The 22,243-nt window shown below is 61.5% G+C and carries 15 protein-coding genes; 8 read left to right on the top strand and 7 right to left on the bottom strand.

Features of this window, described 5'->3' with window-relative positions; all coding sequences use genetic code 11:
* Window positions 1-285 precede the first annotated feature (285 nt).
* On the top strand, window positions 286-1,329 hold the full coding sequence (locus tag PSUM_RS01880) for an AraC family transcriptional regulator (RefSeq protein ID WP_033044354.1): 1,044 nt from the start codon (window positions 286-288) through the stop codon (window positions 1,327-1,329).
* A 2,828-nt stretch (window positions 1,330-4,157) separates the two neighbouring features.
* On the opposite strand, the gene PSUM_RS01860 is transcribed toward PSUM_RS01880, so the two are convergent.
* From PSUM_RS01860 to PSUM_RS01830, 7 genes are all read right to left on the bottom strand, one after another.
* On the bottom strand, window positions 4,158-5,168 hold the full coding sequence (locus PSUM_RS01860; protein WP_020798538.1) for a YeiH family protein: 1,011 nt from the start codon (window positions 5,166-5,168) through the stop codon (window positions 4,158-4,160).
* Window positions 5,165-5,491 (bottom strand): Rieske (2Fe-2S) protein, encoded by a 327-nt coding sequence (locus tag PSUM_RS01855; protein ID WP_020798539.1) that lies wholly within the window; start codon window positions 5,489-5,491, stop codon window positions 5,165-5,167. The genes PSUM_RS01860 and PSUM_RS01855 overlap by 4 nt, the downstream gene beginning before the upstream one ends.
* Window positions 5,488-6,150: a DsbA family oxidoreductase gene (locus PSUM_RS01850; protein ID WP_083348860.1), complete on the bottom strand. Its 663-nt coding sequence runs from the start codon at window positions 6,148-6,150 to the stop codon at window positions 5,488-5,490. Before PSUM_RS01850 ends, PSUM_RS01855 begins: the two co-directional genes overlap by 4 nt.
* Entirely contained in the window at window positions 6,147-7,472 is a 1,326-nt protein-coding gene (locus PSUM_RS01845) for an MFS transporter (RefSeq protein ID WP_020798541.1), read from the bottom strand. Before PSUM_RS01845 ends, PSUM_RS01850 begins: the two co-directional genes overlap by 4 nt.
* Before the next feature lie 88 nt (window positions 7,473-7,560).
* Window positions 7,561-8,613: a beta-keto acid cleavage family enzyme gene (locus PSUM_RS01840; RefSeq protein ID WP_020798542.1), complete on the bottom strand. Its 1,053-nt coding sequence runs from the start codon at window positions 8,611-8,613 to the stop codon at window positions 7,561-7,563.
* 87 nt (window positions 8,614-8,700) lie between these two features.
* On the bottom strand, window positions 8,701-9,549 hold the full coding sequence (locus tag PSUM_RS01835; RefSeq protein ID WP_020798543.1) for a TauD/TfdA dioxygenase family protein: 849 nt from the start codon (window positions 9,547-9,549) through the stop codon (window positions 8,701-8,703).
* A gap of 13 nt (window positions 9,550-9,562) precedes the next feature.
* Window positions 9,563-10,543, bottom strand: a complete 981-nt coding sequence (locus PSUM_RS01830) for a quinone oxidoreductase family protein (protein WP_020798544.1) — start codon at window positions 10,541-10,543, stop codon at window positions 9,563-9,565.
* Window positions 10,544-10,775: 232 nt separating this feature from the next.
* Between PSUM_RS01830 and pdxR the strand changes: the two genes are divergently transcribed.
* The 7 genes from pdxR to PSUM_RS01790 all read left to right on the top strand — a co-directional run bounded on the left by pdxR (window position 10,776) and on the right by PSUM_RS01790 (window position 21,948).
* Window positions 10,776-12,284: a MocR-like pyridoxine biosynthesis transcription factor PdxR gene (pdxR, locus tag PSUM_RS01825; protein ID WP_083348859.1), complete on the top strand. Its 1,509-nt coding sequence runs from the start codon at window positions 10,776-10,778 to the stop codon at window positions 12,282-12,284.
* Window positions 12,285-12,395: 111 nt separating this feature from the next.
* Window positions 12,396-13,451 (top strand): sugar phosphate isomerase/epimerase family protein, encoded by a 1,056-nt coding sequence (locus tag PSUM_RS01820; protein WP_083348858.1) that lies wholly within the window; start codon window positions 12,396-12,398, stop codon window positions 13,449-13,451.
* Between the two features lie 64 nt (window positions 13,452-13,515).
* Window positions 13,516-14,781, top strand: a complete 1,266-nt coding sequence (locus PSUM_RS01815; RefSeq protein WP_033043380.1) for an MFS transporter — start codon at window positions 13,516-13,518, stop codon at window positions 14,779-14,781.
* A gap of 167 nt (window positions 14,782-14,948) precedes the next feature.
* Window positions 14,949-16,016: an alpha/beta fold hydrolase gene (locus PSUM_RS01810; protein WP_020798549.1), complete on the top strand. Its 1,068-nt coding sequence runs from the start codon at window positions 14,949-14,951 to the stop codon at window positions 16,014-16,016.
* 983 nt (window positions 16,017-16,999) lie between these two features.
* The gene (capB, locus tag PSUM_RS01800) at window positions 17,000-18,745 is read left to right on the top strand and encodes a caprolactamase subunit beta (RefSeq protein ID WP_033042672.1); all 1,746 of its coding nucleotides are present in this window, start codon (window positions 17,000-17,002) and stop codon (window positions 18,743-18,745) included.
* Window positions 18,746-18,779: 34 nt separating this feature from the next.
* Window positions 18,780-20,870 carry a caprolactamase subunit alpha gene (capA, locus tag PSUM_RS01795; RefSeq protein ID WP_083350145.1) on the top strand — a complete coding sequence of 697 codons (2,091 nt, stop codon included), beginning with the start codon at window positions 18,780-18,782 and terminating at the stop codon, window positions 20,868-20,870.
* A gap of 97 nt (window positions 20,871-20,967) precedes the next feature.
* Window positions 20,968-21,948, top strand: coding sequence for an AraC-like ligand-binding domain-containing protein (locus PSUM_RS01790; RefSeq protein ID WP_020800834.1), 981 nt, complete (start codon window positions 20,968-20,970; stop codon window positions 21,946-21,948).
* The last annotated feature ends 295 nt before the right edge of the window (window positions 21,949-22,243 follow it).

Genomic DNA, 22,243 nt, shown 5'->3' with positions numbered 1-22,243 from the left:
AAGAGCGCCCACCCCAGGCGCTTTTCATTGGACGTCAGGCACTTTTCTTTTCATGACAAACGTTTCGGTGATGGCGCGGTGCGACCACCGGTCGAAAATCTCAGCAAGTTCTGTGCGGGTCACTGTAATCAATGGGTGAGCCTCGATGAGGCAGGTTCAAGAGTGGTAAATCGGACAGCAATGGGCGGGTGCAATCGCTCACTTAACAACTGTTGCAATTGCTGATGCGCTGGATATAGTCGCCACGCTCAATTGAATTGCAATCGGCCCAGGAAAGACCTTCGCATGACCAAGCTTGTTCGCGCCGCCGTCTTGACCAACTACCTGGAGGTCACCCAATACCTGGGGTTCAACCCACGCGATTTGCTGGCCAGCGTTGGCTTGTCCAAGGCTTTGCTGCAGGCCCCGGAACATCGCATCCCCATCGATTCCGCCGTGCGCCTGCTGGAGGATTCAGCCTCTGCCAGCGGCTGCCAGACCTTCGGTTTGAGCATGGCCGAATCACGCCAGCTCTCGGACTTCGGCGTGGTCAGCCTGCTGCTCAGCCATCAGCGCACGCTGCGCGATGCCTTGCAGGTGGTGGTGCATTACCGGCACTTGATGAATGACTCGCTGGCCATCTTCATTGAAGAGGCCGGCAAGATGGTGATCATTCGCGAAGAGGTGGTCACGGAATCGCCGATGCCCTGTCGACAGGCCACCGAGCTGGCCATCGGCGTGATGTTCCGCCTGTGCGCCGCCCTGCTCGGCTCACACTGGCACCCCTACAGCGTCAACTTCACCCACCAGGCCCCCGACAACCTTCAACTGCACCGCCGCCTGTTCGGCTGCACCCTGGAGTTCGGCAGTGAGTTCAACGGCATCGTCTGCGCCGGCGCCAGCCTGGACATGACCAACCCCAACGCCGACCCTGCCATGGCGCGCTATGCCCAGAGCTACCTCGATTCGCTGCAAAGCCACCAAGGCACTTCGATGCTGTTCGAAGTGCGCAAGGCCATCTACCTGCTGCTGCCGATGGGCCGTGCCACCATCGAACAGGTCGCGCAGAGCCAGGGCATGAACGTGCGCACGCTGCAACGTCGCCTCAAGGATGATGGCTGTGCCTTCAACGATGTGATCAACGACGTGCGCCGCGACCTGGTGCTGCGTTACCTGGACAACCCGAATTACTCGCTCAGTCGCATTGCCGACATGCTTGGCTACTCAATGGCGAGTTCGTTTACGCGCTGGTTCATCAGCCAGTTCGGCATGCCTCCGGCGACGTGGCGCGCGCAAAAGCAGGGTTCGGCAAAAGCCCCGTCGGATGCAGCCCCACCCAAGCCCTCCTGATTATCACGCCTGTTGTGGGAGCGGACTTGCTCGCGAAGGCGGCCTGACAGCCGACCAGTCGCTTGCGGTTGTACCCGATCTACTGTGGGAGCGAGCCTGCTCGCGAAAGCGGCCTGTCAGCGGACCAGTCGCTTGCGGTTGTACCCGATCTACTGTGGGAGCGAGCCTGCTCGCGAAGGCGGCCTGACAGCGGACCAGTCGCTTGCGGTTGTACCCGATCTACTGTGGGAGCGAGCCTGCTCGCGAAAGCGGCCTGTCAGCGGACCAATTTCTTTCAGGTGTACATATCCATTCCTGCGGTAACGGCCACTTAGGGTTTCGCTTTTACTGTAGGAGCCAGGCTTGCCGGCGAAGGCGTCCTGGCGGCCAATGGGGATTTGTGACTGAGTACATATCCATTCCTGCGGTAACGGCCACCTAGGGTTTCGCTTTTACAGCGAGTCACTTTGAGAAGCGGAACGCCGCCCGGCGCAAAGTAACCAAACGCTCTTGCCCCTGGCGTTCGGTGCCTCGCCAAGGCTCGGCATGCCCTCGCTCCGGTCCTGCTCCGTGGGTCGCCGCGATGGGCCATCCTTAGCCCAGCGCGGCTAAACCGGCATCCATGCCGGTTTACCCACTGCGCAGAACCTCCACTCGGCCTCTCGAGGGGGCAAGAACATCAAAAGCCAGATCACCATCAAAAATGAGGCGGCCTTAAAGCCGACCTGACCGGAAGCCATACGCATACCTTCTGTAGGAGCGAGCATGCTCGCGAAAAACCTGAGAGCACTGCGGGCTACCAGGTGCCCGGCGTTATCGTTGACGACCATCGCGACGGTGCGACGATTCGACGATTCGACATGCTCGCTTCTACAGGGGATCGAGGTACACCCGTAACAGTCAGGTCGGCTTTAAGGCCGCCTCGCTTTTGTTTTTGATCTGGGCGCCCCGTTAACCACGATGGCTGAACGCAGGCATTGCGCAGTGGGGAAACCGGCAGGACGCCGGTTTAGCCGCGCTGGGCCAGGGACGGCCCATCGCGGCGACCCACGGAGCAATGCCGGAGAGAGGACATGCCGAGCTCTAGCGAGGCACCGAGTGGTGGGGCAAAGCCTTTTGCTTCCTTTTTGGTGTTTGAAAAAGGGAGTCGCCGTAAGGGCGAAACCATAGGAGGCCGTTACCGCGGCAATGGATATGCACTCCGACAACCAATTTCACACAGGGCTTCCTGTGACGCTTCGCATCACCGCTGCGCACGGCTCAATTAAGGCGTCGTCAGTGGAACGCGGAGCGTCCCTGGCGGCATTCCCACGCAGAGCGTGGGAACGATCAATCAATGTGCTGCCGCCTTCGCGAGCAGGCTCGCTCCCACAGGGGATCCAGGTGCACCCGTCAAAGTCAGGTCGGCTTTAAGGCCGCCTCGCTTTGCTGTTGATCGCGGGCGCCCCGTTAACCACGATGGCCGAACGCAGGCATTGCGCAGTGGGTAAACCGGCAGGACGCCGGTTTAGCCGCGCTGGGCCAGGGATGGCCCATCGCGGCGACCCACGGAGCAATGCCGGAGTGAGGGCATGCCGAGCTCTAGCGAGGCACCGAGTGGTGGGGCAAAGCCTTTTGCTTCCTTTTTGGCGTTTGAAAAAGGGAGTCGCTGTAAAAGCGAAACCGCCAGCCGCCGTTACCGCAGCAATGGATATGTACCCCGACAACCAATTTCACACAGAGCTTCCTGTTACGCCCCGCATCGCCGTTGCGTACGGCTCAACTAATGCGTCGTCAGCGGAACGCGGAGCGTCCCTGGCGGCATTCCCACGCAGAGCGTGGGAACGATCAATGTGCTGCCGCCTTCGCGAGCAGGCTCGCTCCCACCGGGGATCCAGGTGCACCGGTCAAAGTCAGGTCGGCTTTAAGGCCGCCTCGCTTTGCTGTTGATCGCGAGCGCCCCGTTAACCACGATGGCCGAACGCAGGCATTGCGCAGTGGGGAAACCGGCAGGACGCCGGTTTAGCCGCGCTGGGCCAGGGACGGCCCATCGCGGCGACCCACGGAGCAATGCCTTCGTTCTGGCATGCCGAGCCCTAGCGAGGCACCGAGTGGTGGGGCAAAGCCTTTTGCTTCCTTTTTGGCGTTTGAAAAAGGGAGTCGCCGTAAGGGCGAAACCATAGGAGGCCGTTACCGCGGCAATGGATATGCACTCCGACAATAAATCTCACATAGCTTCCTGTGACGCCCCGCATCACCGTTGCGCACGGCTCAATTAATGCGTCGTCAGCGGAACGCGGAGCGTCCCTGGCGGCATTCCCACGCAGAGCGTGGGAACGATCAATCGCCAGCAGGCTCGCTCCCACAGGGGATTCAGGTACACCCGTAACAGTCAGGTCGGCTGTCAGGCCGCCTCGCGTTGCTGTTGATCGCGAGCGCCCCGTTAACCACGATGGCCGAACGCAGGCATTGCGCAGTGGGGAAACCGGCAGGACGCCGGTTTAGCCGCGCTGGGCCAAGGATGGCCCATCGCGGCGACCCACGGAGCAATGCCGGAGAGAGGGCATGCCGAGCCCAAGCGAGGCACCGAGTGGTGGGGCAAAGCCTTTTGCTTCCTTTTTGCTGGGCCGGCACTCCGGCGTTTGAAAAAGGGAGTCGCCGTAAGGGCGAAACCCTAAGTGGCCGTTACCGCAGCAATGGATATGTACTCCGACAGAAAATTTCACACAGGCCCACCGGGCAAAAAAAACGGCGACTGCTGGTACAGTCGCCGTGAAAAACCAGTGTCATCGACACCGGTCGAGAACACCACCGCAGCTAGGAGCCAACTGCGGTGCGGTCCTCTGCCAGAAAACGATTTACGTCGGCAGTCATAGGCCCCAGTGCAGCAACAACAGCACCAGCACGACGAGGAACACCGTCTCCCCCACCATCAGCAGGATCGGCTTGATGCCCACCGCCGCCAGCTCCTTGAGCTGGGTCTTCATGCCCAAGGCACTGATGGACACCACCAGGCACCAGCGCGACAGCTCATTGATCGAGCCCTGCACCGCCGGGGCTATCCACCCGGTGCTGTTGATGCACGCCAGAATCAGGAAACCGACAGCGAACCATGGCAGCAACGGTGGCCGCTTGCCGGTCGGATCGGCGCCCTGCATGCGCGTGATCATCGCGGCGGTGACGATCACCGGCAGCAGCATGGCGACGCGCATCAGCTTGACCACTGTCGCCGTATCACCGGTCTCGGTTGACATGCTGTAGCCGGCACCGACCACCTGCGCCACATCGTGGATGGTCGCTCCAAGAAACACCCCGGCCACTTGCGGCGACAGTTGCAGCCAATTGGCGATCATCGGGTAGACGATCATCGCCAATGTCGACAGCGCCGAGACTCCGATCACCGTGAACAGGGTCGCGCGTTCTTTCTGCGGGTGATTAGGCAGCGCTGCCGCCAGCGCCAATGCGGCCGATGCACCACAGATCGCGGTAGCCCCACCCGTGAGCATGCCGAACAAACGCTGAAAGCCCAGCGCCTTGGCCGCGATTACCGACACGCCGATGGTCACCACCACCAGGATCACCACCAGGGCCACCGGCTTCCAGCCCAGCGCCGCCATCTGTTCGAGGGTGATGCGCATGCCCAGCAGCGCCACCCCGATTCGCAACACGGTGCGTGCGGTGAACTCGATACCGGCCTTGCAGACGCCGTCACCGGCGAGGAAATTCAGGGCCATGCCCAGCAGCAGGGCAAACAGCATGACGGGCGCACCGTAGTGCTCGGACAAGAACGACGCGGCGGCAGCCACGATCAGACTGACGATGAAGCCCGGGGCCAGTTCGCGCGTGCGACTATGGATGCGGGTAAGAGCGATGGCGCTCATGGCGCGGACTCCTCAGGAACTATGACGATGAACGCCTGGCCGTCGATGATCTCGACCGGGTAGTTGTTGACTTTGACCTGCCTGGAATTGAGCAGGTAGCCGCTGTGCAAATCGAAGCGCAAACCATGGGCGCAACATTGGATCACCCGCCCCTCGAGACGTCCGCCACACAGCGAGGCGCCCTGGTGCGGACAGCTGTCGTCGATGGCAAACAGCTGTCCGTCGACGTTGAACAACGCCAGGCTTTTGTCCTCGAACTCGAACAGCGCCCGGCCACCGGCCTGCGGATGTTTGCCGACAGGTACGGGAATGCGCCGGGTCATGCCGGCTGCCGCTCGTGCTCAGGTTCCTTGAGCGCTTCGTTCATCGCGCTGAGCAGCGCCTGGGCAGGTTGTGCACCGATCACCGTTATGCGCCGGTCGAACTGGAAGCTCGGCACACCACTGGTCGCACCAGGTGATCCTGCAAACGGCGTGGCATCGCCCTTCAGGCAATCGAGTACAGCGGCGCTATCGAAACCGCAGGAGCGGGCGATGGCGAGCAAAGTCTCGTGGCACCCCAGGTTCTCGCGCTTGCGGAAGTAAGCGGCGAACAGCCGCTCGAGCAACATTTCACACTGGGCAGCATTGCCCAATGCGCTGATCCGCTCGAACAGGCGATGGGCATCGGCGGTGTTGGGCATCGTCTCGATCTGGGTCAGGTCGATGTTCAGTCCAACCGCCGCGGCAGCCCGTTGTACCTGGGCCTGACGCATGGTCATGGCGTCGGCATTGCCCAGGCGCTTGCGGTAGAAATCGGCGAAAGGCTCACCTTCTACCGGCAACTGTGGCAGCAACTGCACGCCATGCCACTGCGTGCTGATCTGCACATCCGGGTGGCGACTGCGAAACTGTACCTGCGCATGCTCCAGCTGGCGCTTGCCGATCAGGCACCAGGGGCAGATAAAATCGAAAAACACATCAATCTGTAGACGACGACTCACAACTTCACCTCTAACCCGGCTTGGCTGACGCGGTCAGGCACGGTCTGACCCTGAAGACGGGCAATATCTTTGTGGTAATGACACTTGGCGTAGAAGAACACGGCCGCTGCCGCGAGGCTGACCAGTGGCACCAGTTGAAAAGCGGCATGCAGGCCGATGAGGTCCGACACCCTTCCGGTGATGAACGGTCCTGGCGCCAGTCCCAGCATGTTGTTGGCCAATGTCAGCGTGGCGAAGGCCGTGCCATGGACCGAGTAATGGGTCAGGTTGGCAACCATCGCGCCAGCCGGGCCGGTGGTACCGGTGGCAATCAGCATGCCCAGGCAGATCAGTGCCAGCTGCAACGGCCCTGCCTGTAGCGCGAACGCCGCCGACAGCAACAGGCAACTGCCCAGGCAAAACGCGATGGCCAGGCTGACCTTGCGTTCCGGCGAGTTGCGACACAGGCGATCGCTGAGCATGCCGCACAGGATCATCCCGGTACCACTGCACAGCACGATGATTGCGGCCATGCCGCCAGCCTTGTCCGTGGGCATGTCGTAGTAGCGATTGAGGTAGCTGGGAATCCACACCATTACCGTGCCGCCGACGAACAGCTGCAAGCCGCTGCCGATGTAGGTAGCCACCACCGAACGACTGGACCACAGCGTACGCAGCGGACGCTTGGCCGCGGCTACCTTGTTCGCCAACTGGGCTGCACGCTTGGGCGCAATGCGTGCTTCCTTGACGATGATCGGGTACAGGATTGCCAGCAGCAAACCAAACAGCGCCATGCCAGCGAACGACCAGCGCCAGCCAAGCTTGGCGGCGATAGCACCGCCCAACGCCATGCCCAACACCGAGCCAAACATCCCGCCCGCCATGAACGCGCTGGCCAGGGTCGCCCGCATGTGTTTCGGAAACACCGAAATCACCACCGCGATGCCGACACTGCCGTAGGCGGCTTCGCCGACGCCGACCATGAACCGCGCGATGAACATTTGCTGATAGTCCTGCGCCAACGCGCAACCCAGCGTGGCCAGGCTCCACAGCATCGCCATCAGCGCCAGGCTCTTGACCCGGCCAAAGCGGTCAGCCATCAGCGACAGCGGAAATGTCAGCAGGCCAACCATCAGCGCGACAATGCCACTGAGCAGGCCAAGCTGCCCGTCGCTCAAGGCCCATTCGCCCTTGAGCAGCGGGAACACCGCGTTCAGCACCTGGCGTGACATGTAGTCGGAAATCAACAGGCCGAACGTCAGTGCGAAGACAATCCAGGCATATTTACGCGCAACGTTGACGCAACCAGCGTCGTCATCGTCGGCGATTGGGTGAAAGGCCATGCAGCCTCCTCAAAGCTTTTATTTATTTTTGTTATCAAGCGTTTTGCAGTGCGCACGAGGGGTCACGGCCTCTCGTGCGCACCACGGGTCAGCCGCGTTGCGGCACACCTTTTTGCCCGGCCTTGCGGTTGGGCGACATACCGTTGGCCAGCAGGGTCTGCTCGATGCTGTCGTACTTCACGCCGATGCGATAAATCTCGCGGGCTTCTTTGCCCGTGGCGATTTCGCGACCCAGTTCGTGGGCAATGCGCACGGTTTGCTGGATTTGCGCAACCGAGCCGAAACGCTCGCCCTTGTGATCAATGATAGTGTCTTCGTTGCCAACGCGCGGGTGCAGCCCCATGGACATCGCCATGGTGTTGAACGGCAGCACGTTCTTGAGCAGCGACTCCGAAGTCAGGGTGCAGCCGTCCGGAACACGGTGGATGAAGTTGAAGAAGTTGAACGGGTTCGGACCGTCGAAACCACCGCCGATGCCGATCCAGGTCAGGTTCAGCGGGCCTTTGTAGATGCCCTTGCGCACCAGGCGCTCCAGGGTTTCGTAGGCATGAATGCCGGTCAGCTGGAAGTGCGGCTGGATGTCGTTGTCCATCAGGCGCTTGAGGTGCTCGGCAACCCAGGCTGGCCCTGCCGGTACGGTCATTTCGCTGTAGGCAGCCTGGACCAGCGGGTTGGCCAGGGAAGTGCCTTCCAGGTATTCCGGGTACAGCAGCTCCATGATGTTCATCTGGGTGGTGTTGATCGCCACCGTGACCTGGTCCGGTTTTGGCGTCAGCTCGGCCAGCATGTGGCGAGTGTCGTCGGACAGCCACTTGGCGGCTTCGCCATCACTTTCCGGGGCGAAGGAAATCGAGCCACCCACCTGGATGATCATGTCCGGCACGGCTTCGCGCACACCGGCGATCAGCTCGTTGAACTTCGACAGGCGCTTGGAGCCCTTGCCGTCCAGTTCACGTACATGCAGGTGCAGGACCGTGGCGCCGGCTTCATAGCAATCGACCGCTTTCTGGACTTGCTCGTCCATGGTCAACGGGATGTCTTCCGGGAAGTCTTCCGGCATCCATTCCGGGCCGTACGGGGCCACGGTGATGACCACTTTTTCCATGTTTTCGGGGTGCAGGGAATCGTCGAAGAATTGCATGAGTTACTCCAGTTCTTATGATTGTCCCGCCCACCCGGATGCGTGCCGGGCAGGCGTGTTTACGAGTGCGTATGCAGAAAGGGTCGATCAGTACGTCTTGTCGCCGATGATCCCGGCGCGCTCCATCTTGCGATGGCACGGTGGGTAATCCATGACGGCGTAGTGCTGGGTACTGCGGTTGTCCCAGATGGCGATGCTGTTGGGTTTCCAGCGCCAGCGCACTTGATACTCGGGGATATACGCCTGGCTGATCAGGTAGCGCAGCAAATCGCTCGCGCCGGGGTTGGCGTCCTGGCCGAAGCGCACCCGTTCAGGGGTGTGGTAGTTGCTCAAGTGGGTGGTGAAGGCGTTGACGAACAGCACTTTCTCGCCGGTTTCCGGGTGCGTGCGCACCACCGGATGTTCGGCGTCCGGGTACATGGCCTTGAGCGCCAGGCGTTTCTCGATCGGCATCGCCGCACCGAAGCTCGCTTCGATACTGTGGCGGGCGCGCAAGTCGGCAATCTTCAGCTTTACGTCTTCAGGCAAGCGCGCGTAGGCCTCGACCATGTTGACCCACATGGTGTCGCCACCGACCGGTGGGCATTCCACGCAGCGCAGCACGCAACCCATCGGCGGTGCCTCGCGCCAGGTCGCATCGGTGTGCCAGGCGTTTTCGTAGCGGTCCATCGGCTGGTCCGGGTTCTTGTAGATGCGCACCAGCCCCGGGTGCTCCGGATCGCTGCCGGCCACCGGATGGTCCTCCAGTTCGCCGAAGCGCCGGGCGAAGGCCACGTGTTCGGCGCGAGTGATGTCCTGGTCACGCAGGAACACCACGCGGTGCTTGAGCAACTGGGCACGAATCTCGGCAAACAGACCGTCGTCATGCACCGCATCGGCGAGGTTCACGCCGATCAGTTCGGCGCCGATGCTGTAGGTCAATTGTTCGACTTTCATGGCTGGCCGCTCCTTAAATGACGAAAATCGACGAACCGGTTGTCTTGCGCGACTCAAGGTCACGATGCGCTTGTACCGCATCCTGCAAGGCGTAGTGCTGATTGATCTCGATCTTGATCCGGCCACTGCCGACGTGATCGAACAACTCACCAGCCAGGGCGGCTTTTTCGGCCGGGTCGCTGATGTAGTTGGCCAGGGCCGGACGGGTCAGGTACAGCGAACCTTTCATCGCCAGCATCACCGGGTCGAACGCCGGGATCGGCCCGGATGCAGTACCCACGCAGACCATCAGGCCACGGGGTTTCAGCGAATCCAGCGAACCCATGAAGGTGTTCTTGCCAACACTGTCGAACACCACATTGACGCCCACGCCGTCGGTCAATTCGCGAACGCGTGCAGCGACGTCTTCATGGCTGTAATTAATCGTATGGTCGCAACCGTGAGCCCGGGCGATCTCGGCCTTTTGCTCGGTCGACACCGTGCCGATCACGTTCAGCCCGAGCAACTTGGCCCACTGCGAAACGATCAGGCCGACACCGCCAGCGGCGGCGTGCAGCAGAATGCTGTCACCTTCCTTGAAGTCGTAGATGCGGCGCATCAGGTACGAAGACGTCAGGCCGCGCATGGTCATCGCCGCCGCCGTTTCGAAGCTGATGGTTTCCGGCAGCTTGATCAGCGGCGCGGCCGCAATCAGCCGTTCGGTGCTGTAGGCGCCAAGGGTGTTGAGGAAACCGGTATAGGTGACGCGGTCCCCCACCTGGACGTTGGTCACGCCTTCGCCGATGGCCTGGACCACACCGGACGCCTCGACCCCCATGCCGTTGGGCATCGGGATTGGGTAGGTGCCATTGCGAAAGTAGGTGTCGGCATAGTTCAGGCCGACCGCCACATGACGCAGTCGAACCTGGCCTGGACCGGGATCGCCGACTTCGACATCCTCGTAGCGAAGGACTTCGGGACCACCGGTTTCGTAGAAGCGTACGGCCTTGGCCATTTTTCTTATTCTCCAGTCTGCAATATTGGCTGCTGCGTCGATTTGCGCTGATTGGACTGTAGGATGCTGCCTGGTGGGCCGCTTCTCATCAGACGACAATGGCTTTTCATTTCATGACAGTGCTCGCTGTGGCGATGACGGCGGTGGATGACTTCTCCAGTGTCGCTCGCTACCCTTACGGGGTGCCTGACGGCGTTCCAGGTCAAACACACTCCATCCAGACGAGCATGTAATGAAATCCTCCGCAGGTTTGCTGTTGTCGGGCATCGAGCTGGACCGTGCCAGCGCCATCCCCCTTTACCGCCAACTCTACTTGCAGATTCGCAAACAGATTCTCGGGGGGCGGATTCAGGGAGGCGTGCGCCTGCCATCGACCCGCACCTTGAGCAAGGAGCTGGAACTGTCGCGGATCACCATTCTCAATGCATTCGATCAACTGATTGCCGAGGGCTTTCTGGCGTCGCGGACCGGGGCCGGGACCTACGTCGGCACTGAGTGGGAAAGCCGAGGCATTGCCGAGCAACCGCAGCAGCCCGAGCCCCCTCGTTTGTCCGATCTGAGCCAGTCCATGCTGTCGTTGCGCAGCCGGCATTTTCGTGGCGTTTCCTATACCGGTTGGGCGGCGCAAACGCCCATTTCATTCCTGCCCAGCCACAGCGCCTACGACGCGTTCCCGCAACCGGTCTGGAAACGCCTGATGAACCGCCACCTGCACAAGCCGAGCAAAGCCATGCTCGGCTATGGCGAACTGCAAGGGCTGTTGGCCCTGCGCCAGGCCATTGCCGAATACGTTTTCGACGCCCGTGGCATCGACTGCAGTGTCGAGCAGGTGGTGATCGTTTCCGGTGCCCAACAAGCCTTCAACCTGCTGGCCATGCTGTTGCTCAACCCCCAGGACAGCGTGTGGATGGAGGACCCGGGGCATATCGCCGCGCGAATCGCGTTCCAGGCCCAAGGCGGTCAAGTAGTGCCGGTGCGTATCGATGAACAGGGCATCGATGTCGAGCAAGGACTGAGCCGCTGCCCTGAAGCTCGCCTGGCTTTTACCACACCGTCTCGCCAGCATCCCCTGGGCGTAACCATGAGCTATGCGCGGCGTCAGGCACTCATCGATTGGGCTGCACACCACCATAGCTGGATCATCGAAGACGATTGCGACAGTGAGTTTCGCTACAACGGCCGCCCGTTGCCGGCACTCTATGCAATGGATCAACGGGCTCGGGTGATCTACGTCGGTACATTCAGCAAAGTGCTCTTCCCCTCGTTGCGCCTGGGTTACGTGATTCTGCCGCAGGATTTGATCGAGCCCTTCTGCACCCTGCGTGCGGTGATGGATCGCAGCCCCGCCACACTGCTGCAGGCGGTGACCGCGGATTTCATGCGCGAAGGTCACTTTCTCGGCCATATTCGCCGTATGCGCGCGCTGTACCAGGCCCGCCAGCAAGCGCTGGTCGAGCAACTGCAACAACAACTCGGCAACTTCTTGCGAATCACCCCGGTGGACGCCGGCATGCACCTGATCGCCTGGCTGCCTCCCGAGCTCGATGACGACGCCATTGCCAAGCAACTGGCGCAACACAACATCCACACCTACGCCCTCTCCGACTACTGCATCGAGCACATCCTGCCGCCGGCCCTGCTGATCGGCTTTGCCGGCACCCCCGAACACCAGGCCCGGGAGCGCGTCGAGGCGCTGGCCCGGGCCCTGGACGCGATGGGGTGCCTGACGCAGGCCACTTGAGCACAACAAGTGGTCTTATCAATTAACTGATAATGGATCTATCGAGAGTTCCTGGCTGGCGCGATAAAGGCTGCGCCGCAAGACCCGGTGTCTGAACCAGGAACGACTCGAATGAACAATAAGATCCAGGAACGATTCAACGCTTTGCTTTGCCACAACGTGGTCGAGGAAGACACGGCGCCCGTGCTGACTGACGCACTGGCCCGGCAATTGCTCGAACGACTGGCGCAACTGCGCCTGTTTGCCCACGCCTATCCGCTGCTGACCAACCTCACCCAGGGTCGCGTCACCCCCGTCGACCTGCTCGATTTCGCCTATCGCCACGAGTTGCAAGGCCTGAGCCTGCACTTGCTCGACGGCGAAGCCAACAGCCTGAGCCAGATGACGCCCGCGCAACTGCAGGTGTTTGCCGACAAGGCCCGCGCCCTGGGACTGGACGTGCATCTGGAAATCAGCAGCACACAGAAGAAAGATGTCGACCAGGTGATCGCCATCGCCCGCGCCCTGGGCGTACGCAACATCCGCGTCTACTCGCGCTACGAGGGAACGCTGTCGCGGGTCATGGACCTGATCGAAACCGATCTGCGCTACTTGGCGCAGCAGGCGGATGAGCACGACCTGTACTTCGACTTCGAACAGCATGAAGAGCTCAAGAGCAACGAGATCGCGCAACTGCTCAACCGCCTCGACCACCCTCGCCTGCATGCCCTGTTTGACTTCGGCAACATGATCAATGCCTGCGAACAACCCCTGCAGGCGCTGCGCAACCTGGCACCGCACATCCGCCAGGCGCACCTCAAGGGTGTGCGCATCGTCCCCGAGCAAAACGGCTTCGGCCATTACGGCGTGCTGCAAGGCAGCACTGAAGACGACCTGCCCAGCGCCCGACTGCTGTTCGAGCTGTTGATGCTGGGCGACACAACCCCGCAGGTGATCGCTTTCATCCTCGAGCAGGAAAACCACTACGTGGCGCCGGCGTTCCGCCAGACCGCTGAGGCGGCCGACCCCTTCATCGCTTATCGGGAAATGAGTGAAACACCCCTGCCCGACGGCTTCTCGCTGGAGCGAATGCTGGCCGACGAGCACCGCTGGGCGAACAACCAGGTGGCCTATGTACGCGGTGTGCTGGCCGAATTGCGCACCCTGGCCGAGCTGACCCTGGCCTGACCCTGCCCAATAAGACCCAAGCCTGAACCCGACGCTTCGAACCGATTACACCCGGAGAACAATAATGACAACTCAAAACAAGGCCAAATGGCTCAGATTCCTGATACTGATCCTCGGTGGCGGCACCATCTACAAACTGGCCAACCTCAAGGACGCCTTCTATGTGCCCATGCAGCAATTCATGGGCTTGAGCCACACTGAAATCGGCCTGTTGCTGAGCGCCAACGCGATCATCGCCACTGCGCTGTTCGTGGTCGGCGGCCTGCTCGCCGATCGCTACGACACGCGCAAACTGATCCCCCTCGGCCTGATCGGCACCGGTAGCCTTGGGTTGTACCTGGCAACCTTTCCCCCCTTCAACAACCTGTTGATCGTGTTCAGCCTGCTGGCGGTGTGTGCCGACTGCCTCTTCTGGCCCTCGTTGCTCAAGGCCATCCGCAACCTGGGGGATGATCAGGAGCAGGGTCGGCTGTTCGGCCTGCTGGAAGGTGGACGTGGTGTCGTCGATACCCTGGTGGCCTTCTGCGCGCTGGGCGTGTTCGTCGCCATGGGGTCGGGTGAAGCCGGCCTGAAATCGGCGATCCTGTTCTACTCGGTGATCGACATTCTGGCCGGGACCCTGACCTGGTTCCTGCTCAAGAGCGGTGGCACAAAAACGACCGCCAAGCCCGGCAACGGCCTGGCCAACCTGTTCGAAGCCATCAAGGTGCCGGGCATCTGGCTGGTCAGCCTCAACGTGTTCATGGTCTACATCGTCTACTGCGGCCTGACCTACTTCATTCCCTACCTCAAGGAAATGTACGGCCTGCCGGTGGCACTGGTGGGCGCCTACGGCATCATCAACCAGTACTTCCTGAAGATCCTCGGTGGCCCTGCCGGCGGTTTCATCGCCGACAAGCAGTTCAAGAGCACCAGCCGCTACCTGAAGTGGGCGTTCCTCGCGCTGCTGCCGCTGATGGGCATCATCCTGCTGATTCCGAAGAACCCGAGCTTCATCTATGCCGGCATGGCCGCCACCCTGTCCTTCGCGCTGATCGTGTTCTCCATGCGCGGCGTGTTCTGGGCGCCGATGGGTGAAGTCGGCATCCCGCAACACATCACCGGCTCGGCCTTCGGCATCGGCTGCCTGATTGGCTATGCACCGGGCATGTTCGCCTACGTGATCTACGGCGCGATCCTCGACCACTTCCCTGGCGAGCAAGGCTATACCTATGTATTCAGCCTGATGAGCGGGTTGGCGATCATTGGCTTCATGGTGTCCAGCCTGCTGTATCAATCGGTGCGCAGGAAGTCCATGGTCAGTGGTGAGGTAAGCGCAGCGCAGGCTTGATCCGACGCTGTGTATCACTGTGTATCTGGACAACGGCGGGATACAGGTGCTTGCACCGGTCCCGCTCTTCGACACAGGCCAGATACGTCATCGCGCTCAAATGCAGGCAGGGTTTGAAGGGGATCGGCTGGGTCCCCTGGCCAGCGGTTTGCAAGGGAGAGATCACGATGAAAATGGCACAGCAGAACGACAACACCGGTAAACCCCGCCGCAGTCTGATCAGCGCTTCGATCCTCGCGCTGAGTCTGTTCGGCGTCCTGGGAGCCGCTCACGGACAAACCTCCGCTACCCTACAGCCTGCTGCGACAGCGGCTGGCGTCACGCAGGCGGCAGATTTGCCATTTGGCCCGCTCAAGCATGTCAACGCCGGCCTGCTCAACGTGGCGTACGCCGAAACGGGCCCGGCCGATGGCCCGGTGGTGATTCTGCTGCACGGTTGGCCGTACGACATACACAGCTATGACGCAGTCGCGCCCTTGTTGGCGGCCAAGGGTTATCGCGTGTTGATGCCCTATGCCCGCGGCTACGGGGACACGCATTTTCTCTCCGAAAAAACCCTGCGCAACGGCCAGCCGGCCGCCCTGGCCAGCGACGTCATCGACTTCATGGACGCGCTGAAAATCAAGCAAGCCGTGCTCGGTGGCTATGATTGGGGCGCACGCTCGGCCGACATCGTTTCGGCGCTGTGGCCAGAACGGGTCAAGGCACTGGTCTCGGTCAGTGGGTACCTGATCGGCAACCAGGCCGCCGGCAAGAACCCGCTGCCACCCAAGGCCGAGCTGCAGTGGTGGTACCAGTTCTACTTCGCCACCGACCGCGGCCGCGCCGGGTACGAGAAAAACACCCATGACTTCGCCAAGCTGATCTGGCAAACGGCCTCGCCAAAATGGGCCTTCGATGACGCCACCTTCGACCGCAGCGCCAAGGCGCTGGAAAACCCCGACCATGTCGACATCACCGTGTTCAACTACCGCTGGCGCCTAGGCCTGGTCCAGGGCGAGAGCCGCTACGAAGCGCTGGAACAGAAACTGGCCACCGCACCTTCCATCAGCGTGCCGACCATCACCCTGGAAGGCGACGCCAACGGCGCACCGCACCCCGCCCCCGAGGATTACGCCAAGCGCTTTACCGGCAAGTACGAATTCCGCCTGATCAGCGGCGGCATCGGCCACAACTTGCCACAGGAAGATCCGCAGGCGTTCGCCAAGGCGGTGATTGATGCGGATCATCTTTGAGGCCCCTGCGATAGGGGGCTGACAGCCGAGCTGGATTTTGTAGACCGAGTACATATCCATTCCTGCGGTAACGGCCACCTAGGGTTTCGCTCTTACAGCGAGTCACTTGGAAAAGCCCCAAGTAACCAAGGGCTCTTGCCCCTGGCGTTCGGTGCCTCGCTAAGGCTCGGCATACCCTCGCTCCGGCCCTGCTCCGTGGGCCCGCCGCGATGGGCCATCCTTGGCCCAGCGTGGCTAAACCGGCATCCATGCCGGTTTACCCACTGCGCAGAACCTCCACTCGGCCTCTCGAGGGGGCAAGAACATCAAAAGCCAGATCAAGATCAACAACCAAAACGAGGCGGCCTTAAAGCCGACCTGATTGCAGGTCTGCCAGCGATCCCATTGTGGGAGCCAGCCTGCTGGCGATGGACTACCAGGCAATGCGTTCATCCAGACAGGGCGCGTTATCGTTAACGTCCATCGCCAGCAGGCTGGCTCCCACAGGGGATTGGGGGTATCTGTAAAAAGTCAGGTCGGCTTTAAGGCCGCCTCGCTTTGGCTTTTGATATGGGTGCCCCGTTAACCACGATGGCCGAACGCAGGCATTGCGCAGTGGGTAAACCGGCAGGACGCCGGTTTAGCCGCGCTGGGCCATGGATGGCCCATCGCGGCGACCCACGGAGCAATGCCGGAGAGAGGGCATGCCGAGCCCAAGCGAGGCACCGAGTGGTGGGGCAAAGCCTTTTGGTTCCTTTTTGGCGTTTGAAAAAGGGACTCGCCGTAAGGGCGAAACCATAGGCGGCCGTTACCGCAGCAATGGATATGTACTCAGTCACCAACATCCTGGTCGGCTGTCAGGCCGCCATCACAAGTGCACTGACAATCAAAAACCAGTGCACTTTGCGCCAAGCCAGCCCCTGGTTCGAGCGCGTAGTTTTGTGTCGTGGGTTAGACGTTCGTCCTGACCTCCACCTGAATAACAACAAGATTTCTGGTGACCCATGAGCACAGTAGATCCGATCACCCTGGCAGTCGTGCGTGGCGCGCTCGAAACCGCGCAACGGGAAATGACCATCACCCTTGAGAAAACCGGTCGTTCAAGCGTTTTCAACCTGGCCCACGATTACTCCAACGCACTCTTCGATCACCTTCCGGAAATGATCCTGCAAGGCCAGGACATCCCGATTCACCTCGGATCGCTGATTCCGGCGATGAAATGCGTGGCCGGTTTCTTCGGCGATGACGTCCAGGAAGGCGATGTGATTTATCACAATGACCCCGCTTACATGGGCAGCCATATTCTCGACTGCTGCATGTACAAACCGGTGTTCTACCAAGGCGAGCTGGTGTTCTGGGCGGTGTGCAAAGGTCACCTGACCGACATCGGCGGACCGGTGCCTGCCGGCTACAACCCGGATGCCAGGGAAATCTACGCCGAAGGCTTGCGGATCCCGCCGGTCAAGCTCTGGTCCCAAGGCAAGCGCCGTGAAGACGTGATCAACCTGCTGCTGACCAACATGCGCGCCCGGGCCTATCAGGAAGGCGATCTCAACGCCCAGTACGGCGCCTGCAATGTGGGTGAACGGCATTTGCTGGAACTGCTCGATCGTTATGGCGTGGCGCAGGTGCGTGCGTGTATCGCCGAATTGAAAGACATGGCGGACCGGCACATGCGGGCCTTGCTGCGAGAAGTACCGGATGGCCTCTACAGCGGCACTGCCGTGCTGGAAGACTCGGGCCATGGGCTGGGTGAACTGTCGATCACCGCGCAAGTGGAAATTCGCGGCGACGAGGCGCACATCCTGATCGAAAGTCCGCCGCAGGTGCCGTACTTCATCAACTCCTACGCCGGCAACTCGGTGTCCGGGGTGTACCTGGGGCTGATGATGTTCGCCCAGGTACCGCCACCGTACAACGAAGGGCTGTACCGCTGCGTGACGGTCGACCTCGGCCCGCCGGGCACCTTGTGCAACGCCCAGGAACCGGCGCCCCACGTCAACAGCACCACCACACCGATGGAAACCCTGGCCGACGCGGTGCGCCAGGCCCTGGAACAAGCGGCCCCCGATCGGGTCACGGCCTCCTGGGGCCACGCCAGCGGGATCAACATTGCCGGCCATGATCCGCGCAATGGCAACGACGAGTACGTGACCATGGTGCTCGCCTCGATCATTTCCGGCGCCGGTGCGAACAAGGCCATGGACGGTTGGCCGGCGTGCGGTCCGTTGTGCTGTTTCGGCGCGTTGATGTCCGGTGATATCGAGTTGCTGGAGTACGCCTACCCGATCCTCATCCATCGCTACAGCCTGATGACTGACAGCGGTGGTGCCGGCGAATTTCGCGGTGGTTCTGGCACGCGAATCGAAATCGAACCGCTGGATCACGCGATGACCGTGGTCGGTTTTGGCGAGGGTCGACAACTGCCGACGTCTGGTGCCGCGGACGCGAACAACGTCCTGCTCGAACCGAAGCTGGGCCGATTGATTCACCGCAAGAACGACGGTGAGGAGCAGTCCTTTATCTACAACGCGCAGCTCATCGCGCAACCGGGCGAACGGGTGATCAACATCAACCCTGGCGGCGGTGGCTATGGCGATCCCCTGCGGCGCCCGGTTGCCAGCGTGGCCGACGACGTACGCAACGGCCTGGTGTCCCGCGAAGGCGCCCGCCTGGAATACGGCGTGGTGATCGACGGCAACGGCCAGGTCGATGACGCCGCGACTCGTGCGTGCCGCGCCACGCATTGATCGCCCCCCTTTGAGCTATCTGGAACCCCTGATCATGAGCAAACAACAATATCGCCTGGGCATCGACGCCGGCGGCACCTTCACCGATTTCATCCTGGCCGATCGCAGCGGCAACGTGCAGTTGTTCAAGGCACCGTCGACGCCCCAGGACGGCACGATCGCCATCCGCAACGGGCTGGCGCAAATCGCTGACGCCATCGGCCGCACCCCCGCCGAAATCATTGGCGACTGTGACCTGTGCATCAACGGCACCACCGTGGCCCTCAACGCGTTGATCGAGAAAACCGGGGTCAAGGTTGGCCTGCTGTGCACCGAAGGGCATGAGGACAGCCTGGAAATCCGCCTGGGCCACAAGGAAGACGGCCATCGCTACGATGCCAGCTACCCGCCGGCCTACATGCTGGTGCCGCGTCATCTGCGGCGCCCCATCGGCGGCAGGATCCTCAGTGACGGCAGCGAATACGCCGCCCTCGACGAAAACGCGATTGCTGAAGCAATCGAGTATTTCCGCGAACAGGACGTCAAGGCCGTGGCCATTTCGTTCGTCTGGTCGGTGCGCAATCCGAGCCACGAACAACGCGCCGCCGAGAGGGTGCGCGCGGCATTGCCGGGTGTATTCGTCTGCACCGGCAACGAAGTGTTCCCGCAGATCCGCGAATACACCCGCACCTCGACCACCGTGGTCAACGCGTACCTAAGCCCGGTCATGGGCCGCTACATCGAACGCATCGACGCCTTGTTCGAAGAGCTCGGCGCGCAGCAGCCCACGCGCTACTTTCAATCCAACGGTGGCCTGGCACCCGGTGTGGTGATGCGCGAACGCGCGGTGAATGCGATCAACTCAGGGCCCGCGTCCGCGCCGCAAGCCGGGTTGTGCGTGGCGCAGCCATTCGGCATAGACAACGTGATCACGGTGGACATGGGCGGCACTTCGTTCGACATCACCTTGAGCAAGTCAGGACGCACCAACTTCAGCAAGGACACTGACTTCCTGCGCTATCGCATCGGCGTGCCGATGATCCAGGTGGAAACCCTAGGCGCCGGCGGCGGCTCGATCGCCTATCTCGACGATTTCGGCATGCTCCAGGTCGGCCCGCGCAGCGCCGGCGCCAACCCGGGACCGGTGTGCTACGGCAAGGGCGGCACCGAGCCGACCGTGACCGACGCCAACCTGGCCCTGGGTTACCTGGCCGACGGCGCGCTGTTGGGCGGCAGCATCCGGCTCAATCGCCAGGCCGCCATAGAGGCGATCCGGAGCAAAATCGCCGAACCCTTGGGCATCAGCGTCGAACGCGCGGCGATCGGCATCATCACCTTGGTCAACCTGAACATGGTCAGTGGCATTCGCCGGGTATCGGTCGAACGCGGCTATGACCCACGGGACTTTGCCCTGATCGGCGCGGGCGGTGCGGCGGGCATGCACGTCATGCGCCTGGCCGAAGAAATCGGCAGCAAGGTGGTGCTGATTCCGAAAGTGGCTTCCGGGCTGTGCGCCTACGGGCAGATTCTTTCCGATATCCGCTACGACCAATTGACCACGCTGCCGATGCGCCTCGACGACGAACTGGTCGACCTGCCGTTGCTCAACCAGACCTTGCGTGACCTGCGCGAGCGCGGGATGAAAAACCTGCGCGACGATGGCTTTGGCGCTGGTAATAACGTCCAGTGCCTCTACAACCTGGAGATCCGCTACCTCGGTCAGATTCACGAGTGCAGCGTCGAGCTGACCTGCGATCAGCTGGATCAGTCGGGCCTGGTTGCGTTGCGTGAGGCGTTCCATACCCGGCACAAGGCGCTGTTCTCCTACAGCGAAACCGAGAGCCCGGTAGAACTGGTGAACCTCGAGTGCTCGGTAATTGCGCGCCTGCAACGTCCGCCCATGCCGGAACTACCGCCGGCTATCGATGATGTCGCGCCTAAGGCCACCGATCATCGGTCGATGTTGTTCAGCGCCCAGTCGTCCTGGCAGCAAACGCCGGTGTACAACGGTGACCGCTTGCAATCGGGGCAAACGGTAAAAGGCCCCTGCGTGATCGAAGAGGCGACCACCAACATCGTTGTCCCTCCTGGCTGGCAGGCCACGCTCGCGCCATCGGCCACCTACCGGCTGACACCCGGTGATTGACCGCCCGTAGACATTGGCAAATGATGGCAACCCAACGGTGCCGACGGCTTTTTTGCGTCGGCACCGTCCTCATAATAAAAAAGATACGAGGGCAGCCATGGCCTACAAACTCTCCACACGCTCCTGGCCAGACAGTCAACGCCAGCCGCTCTGGGCCCAGGCCATTGGCAGTGCCTACTTTCCGCTGTCCCTGGAATTCGCACCTGACCGCCCTTTCAGCGGCAGCCTGCAGATCTGGGAAACCGGCAGCACCGCGCTAACCCTTTCTCGCTTGCGCTCCAGCCAACTGGGCTATTCGCGCAGCAAAGCCCAGGTCAGCGAAGACCACGAAGCCTGCTACCTCGTCACCGTACCGCGGCGCAGCGAAGTGCATTTCGAACAGGACGGCCGCGCCTTGCATTGCCAACCGGGTGGTTTCATCTTCGAACGGGGCGACGCGCCCTACCGCTTTCACTATGCCAGCGACAACGATCTGTGGGTGTTCAAGCTCCCCGAACGCGCGCTGCATGGCCAATTGCGCGGAGCCGAACGCTACACGCGCCTGTGCTTCGACGCCAGGCGCGCACTCGGGCGGGTCTTTGTCGACCAACTGGCGATGTGCGCCGCACGTTTCGACGAGTGCGACGAGGCCGCCCGGCATATGCTGCTGGAGCAGGCCCTTTCGACGTTGTTGATGGCATTGCGTGATGATGAGCGGGTGCTGAGCAGCGAAAGCTCGAACCTGGCCGCCCTGCATTTGCAACGCATCGAGCAGTACGTCGACCAGCAACTGGGCAACCCGGACCTGGCGCCGCCGATGATCGCCGAGGCCTGCGGGTTGTCCGTGCGTTATGTGCACAAACTCTTCAGCACCACGTCCTACAGCCTCGGCGAATGGATTCGCCTGCGCCGCCTTGAGGCGGTCAACAGAGGCCTGCGCGACCCCAACTGCCACCTGTCGATCGGCGAGCTGGCCATGCGCTGGGGCTTCAGCGACCAGGCGCAATTTACGCGAAGCTTTCGCCAGCACTTTGGGTGTACGGCCAGGGAAGTGCGCAGTGGGGTTCGGTTGGCTGCGTCTTCGAATATTGGTGTCTGAGGCAGGTTTCAGCTCTGACAGCCGAGCCGTTCCCTTGGTGTACATATCCATTCCTGCGGTAACGACCACTCAGGGTTCCGCTTTAACTGTAGGAGCCAGGCTTGCCGGCGAAGGCGTCCTGGCAGGCGATAATTGTCTTTCAGGCGTACATATCCATTGCTGCGGTAACGACCACTTGGGGTTTCGCCCTTACGGCGAGTCACTTGGAAAAACGGAACGCCGCCCGGCCCCAAGTAACCAAGGGCTCTTGCCCCTGGCGTTCGGTGCCTCGCTAAGGCTCGGCATACCCTCGCTC

The organism is Pseudomonas umsongensis (genome assembly GCF_002236105.1).
GTDB classification, from domain to species: Bacteria; Pseudomonadota; Gammaproteobacteria; order Pseudomonadales; family Pseudomonadaceae; genus Aquipseudomonas; species Aquipseudomonas umsongensis.
This window is presented reverse-complemented; position numbering and strand designations above follow the sequence as displayed.

What these genes read in the sequence shown, in the direction of transcription:
- capB (WP_033042672.1), top strand. Translation starts at nt 17,000, where the DNA reads ATGAGCACAGTAGATCCGATCACCCTGGCAGTCGTGCGTGGCGCGCTC.
- PSUM_RS01845 (WP_020798541.1), bottom strand. Translation starts at nt 7,472, where the DNA reads ATGGCCTTTCACCCAATCGCCGACGATGACGACGCTGGTTGCGTCAAC.
- capA (WP_083350145.1), top strand. Translation starts at nt 18,780, where the DNA reads ATGAGCAAACAACAATATCGCCTGGGCATCGACGCCGGCGGCACCTTC.
- PSUM_RS01860 (WP_020798538.1), bottom strand. Translation starts at nt 5,168, where the DNA reads ATGAGCGCCATCGCTCTTACCCGCATCCATAGTCGCACGCGCGAACTG.
- pdxR (WP_083348859.1), top strand. Translation starts at nt 10,776, where the DNA reads ATGAAATCCTCCGCAGGTTTGCTGTTGTCGGGCATCGAGCTGGACCGT.
- PSUM_RS01840 (WP_020798542.1), bottom strand. Translation starts at nt 8,613, where the DNA reads ATGCAATTCTTCGACGATTCCCTGCACCCCGAAAACATGGAAAAAGTG.
- PSUM_RS01820 (WP_083348858.1), top strand. Translation starts at nt 12,396, where the DNA reads ATGAACAATAAGATCCAGGAACGATTCAACGCTTTGCTTTGCCACAAC.
- PSUM_RS01835 (WP_020798543.1), bottom strand. Translation starts at nt 9,549, where the DNA reads ATGAAAGTCGAACAATTGACCTACAGCATCGGCGCCGAACTGATCGGC.
- PSUM_RS01815 (WP_033043380.1), top strand. Translation starts at nt 13,516, where the DNA reads ATGACAACTCAAAACAAGGCCAAATGGCTCAGATTCCTGATACTGATC.
- PSUM_RS01810 (WP_020798549.1), top strand. Translation starts at nt 14,949, where the DNA reads ATGAAAATGGCACAGCAGAACGACAACACCGGTAAACCCCGCCGCAGT.
- PSUM_RS01830 (WP_020798544.1), bottom strand. Translation starts at nt 10,543, where the DNA reads ATGGCCAAGGCCGTACGCTTCTACGAAACCGGTGGTCCCGAAGTCCTT.
- PSUM_RS01855 (WP_020798539.1), bottom strand. Translation starts at nt 5,491, where the DNA reads ATGACCCGGCGCATTCCCGTACCTGTCGGCAAACATCCGCAGGCCGGT.
- PSUM_RS01790 (WP_020800834.1), top strand. Translation starts at nt 20,968, where the DNA reads ATGGCCTACAAACTCTCCACACGCTCCTGGCCAGACAGTCAACGCCAG.
- PSUM_RS01880 (WP_033044354.1), top strand. Translation starts at nt 286, where the DNA reads ATGACCAAGCTTGTTCGCGCCGCCGTCTTGACCAACTACCTGGAGGTC.